At 70.3% G+C, this 13,095-nt stretch carries 12 protein-coding genes and 1 tRNA gene; 12 read left to right on the plus strand and 1 reads right to left on the minus strand.

Going from position 1 to position 13,095, the window contains the following annotated elements:
* The 10 genes from AC30N0_RS02645 to AC30N0_RS02690 all read left to right on the plus strand — a co-directional run.
* Positions 1–789: outer membrane protein assembly factor BamB family protein (locus tag AC30N0_RS02645; protein ID WP_489516387.1), on the plus strand; the 789-nt coding region annotated here is incomplete at its 5' end.
* A 16-nt stretch (positions 790–805) separates the two neighbouring features.
* Positions 806–2,197 (plus strand): ribosome biogenesis GTPase Der, encoded by a 1,392-nt coding sequence (gene der / locus AC30N0_RS02650; protein WP_489516388.1) that lies wholly within the window; start codon positions 806–808, stop codon positions 2,195–2,197.
* Between the two features lie 76 nt (positions 2,198–2,273).
* Positions 2,274–2,519: an RNA chaperone Hfq gene (hfq, locus tag AC30N0_RS02655; RefSeq protein WP_329691515.1), complete on the plus strand. Its 246-nt coding sequence runs from the start codon at positions 2,274–2,276 to the stop codon at positions 2,517–2,519.
* A 31-nt stretch (positions 2,520–2,550) separates the two neighbouring features.
* Positions 2,551–3,828 (plus strand): GTPase HflX, encoded by a 1,278-nt coding sequence (gene hflX / locus AC30N0_RS02660; protein ID WP_489516389.1) that lies wholly within the window; start codon positions 2,551–2,553, stop codon positions 3,826–3,828.
* 37 nt (positions 3,829–3,865) lie between these two features.
* Positions 3,866–5,215 carry an FtsH protease activity modulator HflK gene (gene hflK, locus AC30N0_RS02665; protein WP_489516390.1) on the plus strand — a complete coding sequence of 450 codons (1,350 nt, stop codon included), beginning with the start codon at positions 3,866–3,868 and terminating at the stop codon, positions 5,213–5,215.
* A gap of 13 nt (positions 5,216–5,228) precedes the next feature.
* Positions 5,229–6,125, plus strand: a complete 897-nt coding sequence (hflC, locus tag AC30N0_RS02670; RefSeq protein ID WP_489516391.1) for a protease modulator HflC — start codon at positions 5,229–5,231, stop codon at positions 6,123–6,125.
* Positions 6,126–6,127: 2 nt separating this feature from the next.
* Positions 6,128–6,331, plus strand: a complete 204-nt coding sequence (locus tag AC30N0_RS02675; RefSeq protein WP_489516392.1) for a DUF2065 domain-containing protein — start codon at positions 6,128–6,130, stop codon at positions 6,329–6,331.
* A gap of 71 nt (positions 6,332–6,402) precedes the next feature.
* Positions 6,403–7,569, plus strand: a complete 1,167-nt coding sequence (locus AC30N0_RS02680) for an ATP phosphoribosyltransferase regulatory subunit (RefSeq protein ID WP_489516393.1) — start codon at positions 6,403–6,405, stop codon at positions 7,567–7,569.
* A 41-nt stretch (positions 7,570–7,610) separates the two neighbouring features.
* Positions 7,611–8,975 carry an adenylosuccinate synthase gene (locus tag AC30N0_RS02685; RefSeq protein ID WP_489516394.1) on the plus strand — a complete coding sequence of 455 codons (1,365 nt, stop codon included), beginning with the start codon at positions 7,611–7,613 and terminating at the stop codon, positions 8,973–8,975.
* On the plus strand, positions 8,969–9,490 hold the full coding sequence (locus AC30N0_RS02690; RefSeq protein ID WP_489516395.1) for a phosphoribosyltransferase: 522 nt from the start codon (positions 8,969–8,971) through the stop codon (positions 9,488–9,490). Before AC30N0_RS02685 ends, AC30N0_RS02690 begins: the two co-directional genes overlap by 7 nt.
* Before the next feature lie 81 nt (positions 9,491–9,571).
* Here the strand turns inward: AC30N0_RS02690 and AC30N0_RS02695 are convergent.
* Positions 9,572–9,656 (minus strand) — tRNA-Leu (locus AC30N0_RS02695).
* 70 nt (positions 9,657–9,726) lie between these two features.
* On the opposite strand from AC30N0_RS02695, the gene rnr reads away from it, so the two are divergent.
* Entirely contained in the window at positions 9,727–11,994 is a 2,268-nt protein-coding gene (gene rnr, locus AC30N0_RS02700) for a ribonuclease R (protein WP_489516397.1), read from the plus strand.
* A 29-nt stretch (positions 11,995–12,023) separates the two neighbouring features.
* Positions 12,024–12,932 (plus strand): SDR family NAD(P)-dependent oxidoreductase, encoded by a 909-nt coding sequence (locus tag AC30N0_RS02705; RefSeq protein ID WP_489516396.1) that lies wholly within the window; start codon positions 12,024–12,026, stop codon positions 12,930–12,932.
* Positions 12,933–13,095 lie beyond the last annotated feature (163 nt).

Here is a 13,095-nt window from a genome sequence, read left to right on the forward strand (position 1 = left end):
GACGGCGACCTGGTCGCCATCGAAGCGGGCGAGGTCAAGTGGAAGAAGCCGCTGGGCGTTCGCGTCGCGACGGCGCCGCTGGTGGCGGGAGCCCGGGTCTTCGTCCTCGGCGTCGACCGGGCGGTGCAGGGCTTCGATGCCAACGACGGGGCCAAGCTCTGGCAACTGCAGCGTCCCGGCGACCCGCTGACACTGTCGCAGACCGGGGTCATCGCCGCCTACAAGAACACGCTCGTCGTCGGCCAGGGCCCGCGCATGGCGGGCATCGACCCGTTGACGGCTTCGCTGCGCTGGGAAGTGCCGGTCGGCTCGCCGCGCGGCGCCAACGAGGTCGAGCGGCTCGCCGATCTCATCGGGCCGGTGCTGCGCGCCGGCGAGCTGCTCTGCGCGCGTTCGTTCCAGGCGGCCGTCGGCTGCGTCAACGCCGAGCGCGGCAGCATCGTCTGGAACAAGACGATCGGCGGGACCGATGCGATCGGCGGCGACGCCGGCCTCCTTTTCGGTGCCGATGCCTCCGACCGGCTCACCGCCTGGCGCACGCCCAGCGGCGAGGTCGCGTGGACCTCGGAAGCGCTCATGTTCCGCAGCCTCGGCACGCCGGCAGTGGTGGCCGGGTCTGTCGTCGTGGGCGACAGCAAGGGCACGCTGCACTGGCTGTCGCGCGACAAGGGCGAGGCGCAGGCGCGCGTCACCACCGACGGCAGCGCGATCGGCGTCCCGCCGGTGGTTGTCGGCGGGCTGCTGATCGTGGTGACGCGCTCGGGCGGCATCTTCGCGTTCCGCCCGTAGCGCGGCCAGGGTCCGGGTGAAACCCGTCATCGCGCTGGTCGGCCGGGCCAACGTCGGCAAGTCGACGCTCTTCAACCGGATGACGAAGTCGCGCGACGCGATCGTCGCCGACTTCGCCGGGCTGACCCGCGACCGGCACTACGGCAATGCGCGCGTCGGCGGCAGCGAGTTCATCGTCGTCGACACCGGCGGCTTCGAGCCGCAGAACCCGACCGGCGTCGTGCGCGAGATGGCGCGCCAGACCGAGCAGGCCGTCGCCGAGGCCGACGCGGTGGTGTTCGTCGTCGACGTGCGCGCCGGCGTCTCGGCGCACGACCACCAGATCGCCCGCTACCTGCGCACCACCGGCAAGCCGGTGCTGCTCGCCGCCAACAAGGCCGAGGGCATGCCGGAGTCGCCGCTGCTGGCGGAATTCTTCGAGCTCGGCTTGGGCGCGCCGCACCCGGTCTCGGCGGCGCACGGGCAAGGCGTCGACACCCTGGCCGCGGGGGCGCTCGAGGCGGCGATCGGCGCGCCGGCCCTCGAGCCCGATGCGCCCGGCGCCGTGCCGGCGGGCTCGGGCGGCGACGCCGGCGAAGCGGCGCCGGCGGACCCCGACGCGCCGATCCGCCTGGCCGTCGCCGGCCGGCCAAACGTCGGCAAGTCGACGCTCATCAACGCCTGGCTCGGCGAGGAACGTCTGGTCGCGTTCGACCAGCCGGGCACCACGCGCGACGCGATCGTCGTTCCCTTCGAGCGCGGCGGCACTCGCTTCGACCTCATCGACACCGCTGGGCTGCGCCGGCGCGGCAAGGTCTTCGAGGCCGTCGAGAAGTTCTCCGTCGTGAAGACCCTGCAGGCGATTTCCGAGGCGAATGTCGTCCTGCTGCTGCTCGATGCGACCCAGGGCGTCACCGACCAGGACGCGCACATCGCCGGCTTCATCCTCGAGAGCGGCCGCGCCGTGGCCGTGGCCGTGAACAAGTGGGACGCGGTCGACGACTACCAGAAGGAGCAGCTGCAGCGCTCGATCGAGCAGCGCCTGCCGTTCCTGCGCTTCGCGCCGGTGCTCATGATCTCGGCCAAGCGCCGGCAGGGCTTCGCGCCCGTCTGGAAGGCCATCGCCGATGCCCACGCCTCGGCCAACTGCAAGATGCCCACGCCGGTGCTGACGCGCCTGCTCCAGGAGGCGGTGCTGCACCAGACGCCCAAGCGAGCCGGCGCGTTCCGGCCCAAGCTGCGCTACGCCCACCAGGGCGGCATGAATCCGCCCCTGATCGTCATCCACGGCAACTCGCTGGAGCACGTCACCGACTCCTACAAGCGCTTCCTCGAAGGGCGCTTCCGGGCCCACTTCAAGCTCACCGGAACGCCGCTGCGGATCGAGATGCGCTCCTCGAAGAATCCCTTCGCCGACAAGCGCGACTGACATGGCCTTACGCCGCGTTTGCGCCAGACCCCTGTGTTAAGGTTTCCCGCTCCAGAACACATCACGGAGCATGAACGTGAGCAACAAAGGGCAGCTCTTACAAGACCCCTTCCTGAATCTGCTTCGCAAGGAGCACGTTCCGGTTTCCATCTACCTCGTCAACGGGATCAAGCTGCAGGGCCACATCGAGTCCTTCGACCAGTACGTCGTCCTGCTGCGCAACACCGTCACGCAGATGGTCTACAAGCATGCGATCTCGACCGTCGTGCCGGGCCGGGCGGTGAACTTCCAGGCCAATCCCGAGCCGACCGAACCCTCTTGAGGCGCCCACGAACCAGCGCGCGAACGGGCCCTTGAGCGGCCCGGCACTTCCGGAAGGCAACGACGCCCCGGCGCGGGCGATCCTCGTCGGCGTCGACTTCGGCGCCAAGCGTTTCTTCGATCCGTCGCTGGACGAGCTCGCCCTGCTCGCGGAGTCGGCCGGCGACGTCGCCGTGGCCCGCGTCGTGGCCCGGCGCAAGGCGCCCGATGCCGCCTTCTTCGTCGGCTCGGGCAAGGCCGACGAGCTGCGCGAGCTGGTCCAGCTGCACCAGGCCGAAGCGGTGCTGTTCGACCAGGCGCTCTCGCCCGCGCAGCAGCGCAACCTCGAGCGCCATCTCGGCGTCGCCGTGGCCGACCGGACGATGCTGATCCTCGAGATCTTCGGCGAGAGGGCGCAAAGCCACGAGGGCAAGCTGCAGGTCGAGCTGGCCCGCCTGCAGTACCTGTCGACGCGGCTGGTCCGGCGCTGGAGCCACCTGGAGCGCCAGCGCGGCGGCATCGGCACGCGCGGCGGCCCGGGCGAAGCGCAGATCGAGCTCGACCGGCGCATGATCGGCGAGCGCATCAAGAGCATCAAGAAGCAGCTCGAGAAGGTGAAGCGACAGCGCAGCACGCAGCGGCGGGCACGCCAGCGCAACGAGGCCTTCCGGGTCTCTCTGGTCGGCTACACCAACGCGGGCAAGTCGACCCTGTTCAATGCCCTCGTCCACGCCGATGCCTATGCCGCCGACCAGCTGTTCGCGACGCTCGACACCACGACGCGCCAGCTCCACCTGGATGGCGTCGAGCGTTCGGTCGCCCTGTCCGACACGGTCGGCTTCATCCGCGACCTCCCGCACACGCTGGTCGAGGCTTTCGAGGCGACGCTGCAGGAGGCCGCCGACGCCGACCTCCTGCTGCACGTGGTCGACGGCTCGAGCCCGGAGTTCGCCGAGCAGATGGCCGAGGTGCAGCGCGTCCTGGCCGAGATCGGCGCTGCCGACGTTGCGCAGGTCGTGGTCTTCAACAAGCTCGACCGCCTGGTCGAGACGGAACGGCCACGCGTGTCTGCGGACAGCGTCGAGCTGCCGTCCGGGCGGCGTGCGGCGCGGGTGTTCGTCAGTGCCGCCGGCGGCGAAGGCCTGCCGGTGCTGCGCGACATGATCGGCGCGGCGGCACGGGGCGATGGCTTGAACGACGCCGCCCCGGCCTCACCTTCGCTCGGTGGCGCCGATGCCGCGGCCGACACCGACCACCCGGGCAGCCAGCTCGGCGATCCCCGCGATTCCAGCGAAAACGACCGCACCGGCACCTATCATTCCGACCTCTGATCCCTTCGGCCTCTCCCCGCCCGACACGCGCGCCTCCATGACACTTCCTTCATCGCCCGACGAATCGTCCCGCCAACGTTGGAGCGAGCTCGTCTCGGCCGCTCGCGCGCTCGCCGCGGCGGCGTGGCGTGGCCGGGCGCGTCGCCGTGCGGTCGACGGCCCGGCAGGCGCCGCGGTGCTCGAGAGCACGGGCGGAGGCGGCCGCAACGACGGCCCGCCCGATCTCGACGAGCTGTGGCGCGACTTCAATCGCAAGCTGACGGGCCTTTTCGGTGGCAAGGGCAGCCCGCGCCGGACCGGCGGTCCGGGCGACTCCGGCGGCGGCGGTCCCTCCAACTTCCAGCCGAACCTGAAGAGCGCGGGCGTGGGCGCGGCGCTGATCGGCGGCGTCATCGTCCTGATCTGGCTCGGCAGCGGCGTCTTCATCGTCCAGGAAGGCCAACAGGCGGTGGTCACGTCCTTCGGCCGCTACAGCCACACGGTTGATGCCGGCTTCCAGTGGCGCTTTCCGTACCCGTTCCAGGCCCACGAGACGGTCAACGTCACGCAGCTGCGCTCGACCGAGGTCGGCCGCAACACCGTGTCGCAGGCCACGGGGCTGCGCGATTCCTCGATGCTCACGCAGGACGAGAACATCGTCGACATCCGCTTCACGGTGCAGTACCGGCTGAAGGACGCGCGTGCCTTCCTGTTCGAGAACCGCGACCCCGAGCAGGCCGTGACGCTGGCTGCCGAGTCGGCGGTGCGCGAGATCGTGGGCAAGAGCATGATCGACTCAGTGCTCTACGAGCAGCGCGACGTCATCGCTGCGGAAGTGGGCAAATCGGTCCAGACCCAGCTCGATCGCCTGAGGACGGGGATCCTGATCGTCAACGTCAACGTCCAGGGCGTACAGCCGCCCGAGCAGGTGCAGGCGGCGTTCGAAGACACCCTCAAGGCCGGCCAGGACGGCGACCGCCTGAAGAAAGAGGGGCAGGCCTACGCCAGCGCCGAGATCCCCAAGGCGCAGGGGACGGCGGCCCGCCTGCGCCAGGAGGCCGAAGGCTACAAGTCGCGCGTGATCGCGCAGGCCGAGGGCGACTCCGACCGGTTCTCGCTGCAGTACGGCGAGTACCAGAAGGCGCCCCAGGTGACGCGCGATCGGCTCTATCTCGACGCCATGCGCGACGTCTATACCAATATCACCAAGGTCATGATCGACGCCCGGTCCAGCACCAACCTGCTCGGCTTGCCGCTCGACCGCCTGCTGCAGCAGGCGACCGGGGGCGCGCCGGCGCCCGGGGCCCCGGCGGCGCCCTCGGCACCGGCGGCCGAGGTCACGCCGGCGGCCGGCGCGGTGGACGTTCGCGCCCGCGAAGGTCGCGGTCGCGATCGCGACAGTCGTTGAAGGAAGCACGCCCATGAATCGCATCGGTTTGGTGGTCGGCGGCTTCCTGCTGCTCCTCATGCTGGCGTCCTCGACGCTCTTCGTCGTCGACCAGCGGCAGGTCGCCATCGTCTACGAGTTCGGCAAGATCAAGGAAGTCATCCAGGAGCCGGGCCTGCAGTTCAAGCTGCCGCCGCCGTTCCAGAACGTCGTCTTCCTCGACCGCCGCATCCAGACGCTCGACAGCCCCGAGACGCGGCCCATCTTCACGGCGGAGAAGAAGAGCCTCGTCATCGACTGGCTGGTGAAGTGGCGTGTCAACGATTCGCGCCAGTTCATCCTGAACAACGGCTCCGACATGCGCAACCTCGAGGCGCGGCTGTCGCCCATCGTGCACGCCGCGTTCAACGAGGAAGTGACCAAGCGCACGGTCGGCGGCGTGCTCTCCACCGAGCGCGACAAGGTCATGCTCGACGTGCGCAGCCGGCTCGCCGACGACGCGAAGGCGTTCGGCATCGAGGTGCTCGATGTGCGCATCAAGCGGGTCGACTTCGTGGGCAACATCACCGAGTCGATCTACAGCCGCATGGCCTCCGAGCGCAAGCAGGTGGCCAACCAGCTTCGCTCCACCGGCGCCGCCGAAGGCGAGAAGATCCGCGCCGATGCCGACCGGCAGCGCGAGGTGATCATCGCCGAGGCCTACCGCGACGCGCAGCAGGTCAAGGGCGACGGCGATGCCAAGGCGTCGGCGCTGTTCTCGCAGTCGTTCGGCAAGGACCCGCAGTTCGCCCAGTTCTATCGCAGCCTCGAGGCGTACCGGACGAGCTTCCGCAACAAGTCGGACGTGATGATCGTCGACCCCAGCAGCGACTTCTTCAAGGCGATGCGTGGCTCCGGCGCCACCGCTGCGCCCGCCCCGCCCAGAAAGTAGCCTTGGCCGCGGTCGGCTTCTGGGACGCCGCGTTCGCAGCCTGTGCCCTCCTGCTGGTCGCCGAGGGCCTGCTTCCTTTCCTGAGCCCGCCCGCGTGGCGCCGCGTGTTCGCCCGCGCGATGCAGATGAGCGACGGCCAGATCCGCTTCCTCGGCCTGCTCAGCATGCTGGGCGGCGTCCTGATGCTGCTGTTCTTCTGGGCCTGACGCCCGGCGAGGGGCAAGGCCGCTGCGATCCGGCCGGTACAATTCCCTTTTCAATACTCCGGCGTTCTTGCATGTCTTCTGCCTGGCTCTTGCCGGAGCACATCGCCGACGTTCTGCCCGCACGGGCGCGCCAGATCGAATCCCTGCGTCGAGGCCTCCTCGACGCCGCCAGCGGTTTCGGCTTCGAGCTGGTGATCCCGCCGATGCTGGAGCACATCGAGTCGCTGCTGTCGGGCACCGGTCACGCCCTCGACCTGCAGACCTTCAAGCTGGTCGACCAGCTGAGCGGCCGCACGCTCGGGTTGCGCGCCGACAGCACGCCGCAGGCCGCCCGCATCGACGCGCACATGCTCAACCGCAGCGGCGTCGTGCGCCTCTGCTATTGCGGCCCGGTGCTGCACACCCGTGCCACCGGCGCCGGCTCGACGCGCGAGCCGCTTCAGTTCGGAGCGGAGATTTACGGCCACCCGGGCCTCGAGGCCGATCTGGAGATCCAGGACCTGGCCCTCGAATGCTTGCGCGGTGCCGGTGTCGAGGAGCTGGTCCTCGATCTGGCCGATGCGCGCATCGTCCGCGGCGTGCTGGCCGGCGTCCCGGTCGACGCAGAGCGGCTCGACGCGGTGTACGCAGCCCTGGCGGCCAAGGACGGTGCTGAGCTCGGCCACCTGGCCCGCGACTTTCCGGCGGACGCGCGGCAGGCGCTGACGGCGCTGGTCAACCTCTACGGTGACGAGCGGGTGCTGCACGAGGCACGGCGGGTCCTGCCGGCGCGGGCCCTCGTATCGACGGCCCTGCAGGACTTGCGCTCGCTGGCCGCGCATGCGCGGGAAGCGCATCCGGGTCTTCGCGTCGGCTTCGATCTCGCCGATTCGAGCGGCTACGCCTACTACAGCGGCGCCCGCTTCGCAGCCTACGCCCGGGGCGCGAGCGACGCGGTCGCGCGAGGCGGCCGGTACGACGAGGTCGGCGCGATCTTCGGCCGCAACCGGCCGGCCGTCGGCTTCGGCCTCGACGTCAAGGATCTCGCTCTGCTGAGCCCCTTGCCGGCGCCGGCCCGGGCGATCAGCGCGCCGTGGTCGGCCGACCCGGCCCTGCGAGCGACGGTGCGCGAGCTCCGCTCCCGCGGCGAGACGGTGGTCTGCGAGTTGCCGGGGCATGGCGACACGCTGGCCGGCACGGCCTGCGACCGCGCGCTCGTCGCCAACCGTGGCGGCTGGAACGTCGTCCGGCCGGCCTGACGCCGTCGCTTCCCGATCAACAGCATCTCCAGGACGCAGGAATGAACGCGAGCCGCAAGGCAGGCCAGGGCGGCCGCAACGTCGTCGTCGTCGGCACCCAGTGGGGCGACGAGGGCAAGGGCAAAGTCGTCGACTGGCTGACCGATCACGCCCAGGCGGTGGTCCGCTTCCAGGGCGGCCACAACGCCGGCCACACGCTCGTCATCCGCGGCGTGAAGACGGCGCTGCAGCTGATTCCCTCCGGGATCATGCGCGAGGGAGTGAAGTGCTTCATCGGCAACGGTGTCGTCGTCGATCCGCTGCACCTCCTGGCCGAGATCGGGCGCCTCGAGAGCATGGGCCTCGACGTGCGATCGCGCTTGCTCGTCAGCGAGTCGTGCCCGCTCATCCTGCCGTTCCACGTGGAGGTCGACAAGGCGCGCGAGCTGCGACGCGAGGCCAGCGGCGCCGGCAAGATCGGCACCACCGGCAAGGGCATCGGCCCGGCCTACGAGGACAAGGTAGCCCGGCGCGCCCTGCGAGTCCAGGACCTGAAGCATCCGGAGCGCTTCGCCGCCAAGCTGCTCGAGCTTCTCGATCTGCACAACGTCGCCCTGTCCGGGCACCTGAAGTCGAAGGCGCTCGAGTTCCAGCCCATCCTCGACATGGCCCTGAAGGCCGGCGAGGAACTGCGGCCGATGATCGGCGATGTCGGCTACACGCTGTTCAACGCGCACCGGGGCGGCGCCAACATCCTCTTCGAGGGCGCCCAGGGGACGCTGCTCGATATCGACCACGGAACCTATCCGTACGTGACATCGAGCAACTGCGGGGCCGGCAACGCCGCGGCCGGCTCGGGCGTCGGCCCGGACCTGCTGCACTACATCCTCGGCATCACCAAGGCCTACACGACTCGCGTCGGCGGCGGTCCGTTCCCGACCGAGCTGCCGATCGACGAGTCGGGCACGATCGGGCATCACCTGTCGACCGTCGGGCAGGAGCGCGGCACGGTGACCGGCCGGCCGCGGCGCTGCGGCTGGCTGGATGCGGCAGCCCTCAAGCGGGCGATCATCATCAACGGCGTGTCGGGCCTGTGCATCACAAAGCTCGACGTCCTCGACGGCCTGGCCGAAATCCGGATCTGCGTCGGCTACGAGCTGAACGGCCGGCGGATCGACATCCTGCCGCTCGACGCCGACGACATCGCCGCCTGCGTGCCGATCTACGACACCTTGCCGGGCTGGACCGAGACCACCTACGGCGTGACACGGTGGGACGGCCTGCCGCTGAACGCACGCCTCTACCTGGAGCGGGTGCAGTCCTGCATCGGCGCGCCCATCGACATGGTCTCGACGGGCCCCGACCGGGAGCACACCATCCTCCTGCGCCATCCCTACGCCCCCGATCCGGAGGACATCGCATGCTGACCGACGACGGCAAACACCTCTACGTTTCCTGGGACGAGTACCACATGCTCATCGAGCGGCTGGCGCTCAAGATCGCGGCATCGGGCTGGGAGTTCGACCAGATCCTCTGCCTGGCGCGCGGCGGCATGCGGCCGGGCGACGTGCTCTCTCGTGTCTTCGACAAGCCGCTCGCGATCATGTCGACGAGCTCGTACCGGGCCGAGGCAGGGACGATCCAGGGGCGGCTCGACCTGGCCAAGTACATCACCCTGCCCAAGGGCGAGCTGGCGGGCCGGGTGCTACTCGTCGACGACCTGTCGGATTCGGGCATCACCCTGCGCGCCGTCGTCGACCGGCTGCGCGGGATGCCGTCGATCAGCGAGCTGAGGTCGGCCGTCATCTGGACCAAGGGCGCCTCGAGCTACACGCCCGACTACTTCGTCGAGCTGCTGCCCACGAGCCCGTGGATCCACCAGCCGTTCGAGGAATACGACGACCTGCGCCCGCAAGGGCTGGCCAAGAAGTTTGCGATCTAGCCGGGCATCGACCCACGGGCGCGCGGGCAAAGAAAAGGGCCGGCAAGCCGGCCCCGCTGTGCTGTCAGACTTCCATCTTTCTGGTGCCCAGGAAGGGACTCGAACCCCCACGGAGTTACCCGCTAGTACCTGAAACTAGTGCGTCTACCAATTCCGCCACCTGGGCATCTCAGGCAACCACGGACTTTATCATCAAAGCAACCCCCACCCACCCCTCGGCACCCGCCGGAAACGAACTGCTCGCCGAGGTCGAGGGCACGGTCCAGGGCCACCGCGACGGCCACGGATTCCTCGTCCGCGAAGACCGCGAGGCCGACGTCTACCTGTCCCCGCAGGAGATGCGCAGCGTCCTGCACCGGGACCGGGTCCGCGCCCGCATCGTCCGCTACGACAAGAAGGGCCGGCCCGAGGGCCGTGTCGTCGACATCCTGGAGCGGCGCAAGGCGCCCATCATCGGCCGCCTCCTGCACGAGAGCGGCATCTGGCTCGTGGCTCCCGAGGACAAGCGCTACGGCCAGGACATCATCGTCCCGCGCAACGCGGTCGCCGACGCCAAGGCCGGTCAGGTTGTCGCCATCGAGCTCACCGAGACGCCGTCGCTGCATTCGCAGCCGCTCGGTCGCGTCACCGAGGTTCTCGGCGAGATCGACGATGCCGGCATGGAGATCGAGATCGCGGTGCGCAAGTACGAGGTGCCGCATGTCTTCTCGGACGAGGCGCTGGCCGCCGCCGCGGCGCTGCCGTCCACGGTCCGCGCCGCCGACCGCAAGGGCCGCATCGACCTGACCGACGTGCCGCTGGTCACCATCGACGGCGAGGACGCGCGCGATTTCGACGACGCCGTCTACGCCGAGCCGGCCGCGGTCGGCAAGGGCAAGGGCAAGGGCTGGCGCCTGATCGTGGCGATCGCCGACGTCAGCCATTACGTGAAGCCGGGCGAGCCGATCGACGCCGATGCCTACGAGCGGGCGACCTCCGTCTACTTCCCGCGCCGGGTCATTCCCATGCTGCCCGAGAAGCTCTCGAACGGGCTCTGCTCGCTCAACCCCGAGGTCGAGCGGCTCGCGATGGTCTGCGACATGCTCGTCGACGCCGGCGGCGAGGTCCAGGCGTACCAGTTCTTCCCCGCCGTCATCCGCTCGGCGGCGCGCCTGACCTACACCGAGGTCGCCGCCATCCTCGGCAATACCCGCGGCCCGGAGTCGGCGCGGCGCGAGGCGCTCGTGCCGCAGCTCCTCGACCTGCACGACGTCTACCGCGCCCTTCTGAAGGCGCGCATCAAGCGCGGCGCGGTGGACTTCGAGACCACCGAGACGCAGATCGTCTGCGACGAGAACGGCCGCATCGAGAAGATCGTGCCGCGCACCCGCAATGAGGCGCACCGCGTAATCGAGGAGTCGATGCTGGCGGCGAACGTCTGCTCCGCCGATTTCATCGCCCGGGCCAAGCACCCGGCCCTTTACCGCGTCCACGAGGGGCCGACGCCGGAAAAGAAGATCCTGCTGCAGAACTACCTGAAGGCGCTGGGCCTGGGCCTGTCGATCGGCGACGAGCCGACGCCGGCCGAGTACCAGGCCATCGCCGCGGCGACCAAGGACCGGGCCGACGCGGAGCAGATTCATTCGATGCTGCTGCGCTCGATGCAGCAGGCGATCTACACCAGCCGCAACAGCGGCCACTTCGGCCTCGCGTACGAGGCCTACACGCACTTCACCAGCCCGATCCGCCGCTACCCGGACCTGCTCGTGCACCGCGTGATCAAGGCGCTGCTGGAGAGCCGCCGCTACCTGATCGGCGCGCGCGCCGAGGGCGAGCCGGCGAAGAAGGCGCGCCTGGCCCGTGCCGCCAAGGGCGCGAAGGCGCCGCGTGCCGGGGCCGCGGCGGCGCCGGTCCTCGTGCCGGGTGGCGAGCTTGAGGCCTGGGAGATCGCCGGCGCGCACTGCAGCGCCAACGAGCGGCGCGCCGACGAGGCCTCGCGCGACGTCGAGGCCTGGCTCAAGTGCCGCTACATGCGCGAACACCTCGGCGAGGAGTTCGGCGGCGCCGTCACCGCGGTGACGAGCTTCGGCCTGTTCGTGGTGCTCGACGGGCTCTACGTCGAGGGCCTGGTCCACATCACCGAGCTGGGCGGCGAGTACTTCCGCTTCGACGAGGTCCGTCAGGAACTGCGCGGCGAGCGCAGCGGCGTCCGCTACGTGGTCGGCAGCCGGCTGCGGGTGCAGGTCAGCCGGGTCGACCTCGACGGTCGCAAGATCGACTTCCGCCTGGTCCGCGAAGGCGAGGACGCCGGCGTGGCGCCGCGCTCGCGGCGCGCTGGCGCGGCCGACGACGTCACCAGCGAGGTCGTGGCGCTGAAGGAAGCCGATCGCGCCGTGAAGGCCGCCGGCAAGGCCAAGCCCCGGGCCCGTTCCGCGGCGACGGCCCGCCCCGGCCGTGCCGGCAAGGCAGCGCCGCGCAAGTCGGCCGGGGTCCGCGGCTCGACCCGCGGCTCGCCGCGGCGCTGACACTCGCCACTGGCCAGGAGAACAAGACGATGTCGATTCGATTCGATGGGCAGGTCGCGGTCGTCACCGGTGCCGGCGGCGGCCTCGGCCGGCAGCATGCCCTGGCGCTGGCGGCGCGCGGTGCCGCGGTGGTGGTCAACGACCTCGGCGCCGGCGTCGATGGCGCGGGCGGTGCGCCCGCCGCGGCAGAGGCCGTGGCCGCGGAGATCCGCGCCGCCGGCGGCAAGGCGATCGCCGACGGCGCGTCGGTGACCGACTTCGCTGCCGTGCAGGCCATGGTGGCGGCGGCGGTGAAGGAGTGGGGACGGGTCGACATCCTCGTCAACAACGCCGGCATCCTGCGCGACAAGAGCTTCGCCAAGATGGATCTCGCCGATTTCCGCCTGGTCCTGGACGTCCACCTGATGGGCGCCGTGCACTGCACGAAGGCGGTGTGGGAGCTCATGCGGGCGCAGAACTACGGCCGCATCGTGATGACCACCTCGTCGTCGGGCCTGTACGGCAATTTCGGCCAGTCGAACTACGGCGCCGCCAAGATGGCGCTGGTCGGCCTGATGCAGACGCTCGCCATCGAGGGGGCCAAGCACGACATCCGCGTGAACTGCCTGGCACCCACGGCGGCGACGCGGATGACGGAGAAGTTGTTGCCCGAGGCGATGCTGAAGCTGCTCGAGCCGGGGGCCGTGACCCCGGGCCTGCTCGCCCTCGTCGCCAGGGATGCACCGACGCGGACCATCCTCTGCGCCGGTGCCGGCTCGTACGAGCGGGCCCACGTCACCCTGACGCAAGGCATCCACATCGGCGCCGCCGCCGACGCCGCCGAGCAGATCGCCGCCGGGCTCGACGCGATCTCGGACCGCGACGGAGAAACCGTGCCCGAGAGCGGCGCCGCGCAGGGCATGCTGGAGATCGGCAAGGCGATGCAGGCGCGGGGCTGAGCCGCCGCCGACGCTGCCGCCGGCGTCATATCCGCGAGCGCCGGTACAACACTTCGACGAGGTCGGCGGCGCGCAGCGGCCCCGGCCGTGCGGGGGCGGCCGCGGGGCCCGGTTAGTCGCCGCACCCGGGGGCCACGGCGATAGGATAGGCGGCTGCGCCGGC

The sequence above is a fragment of the Rhizobacter sp. genome (assembly GCF_031412495.1).
Classification (GTDB): Bacteria; Pseudomonadota; Gammaproteobacteria; order Burkholderiales; family Burkholderiaceae_C; genus Schlegelella_A.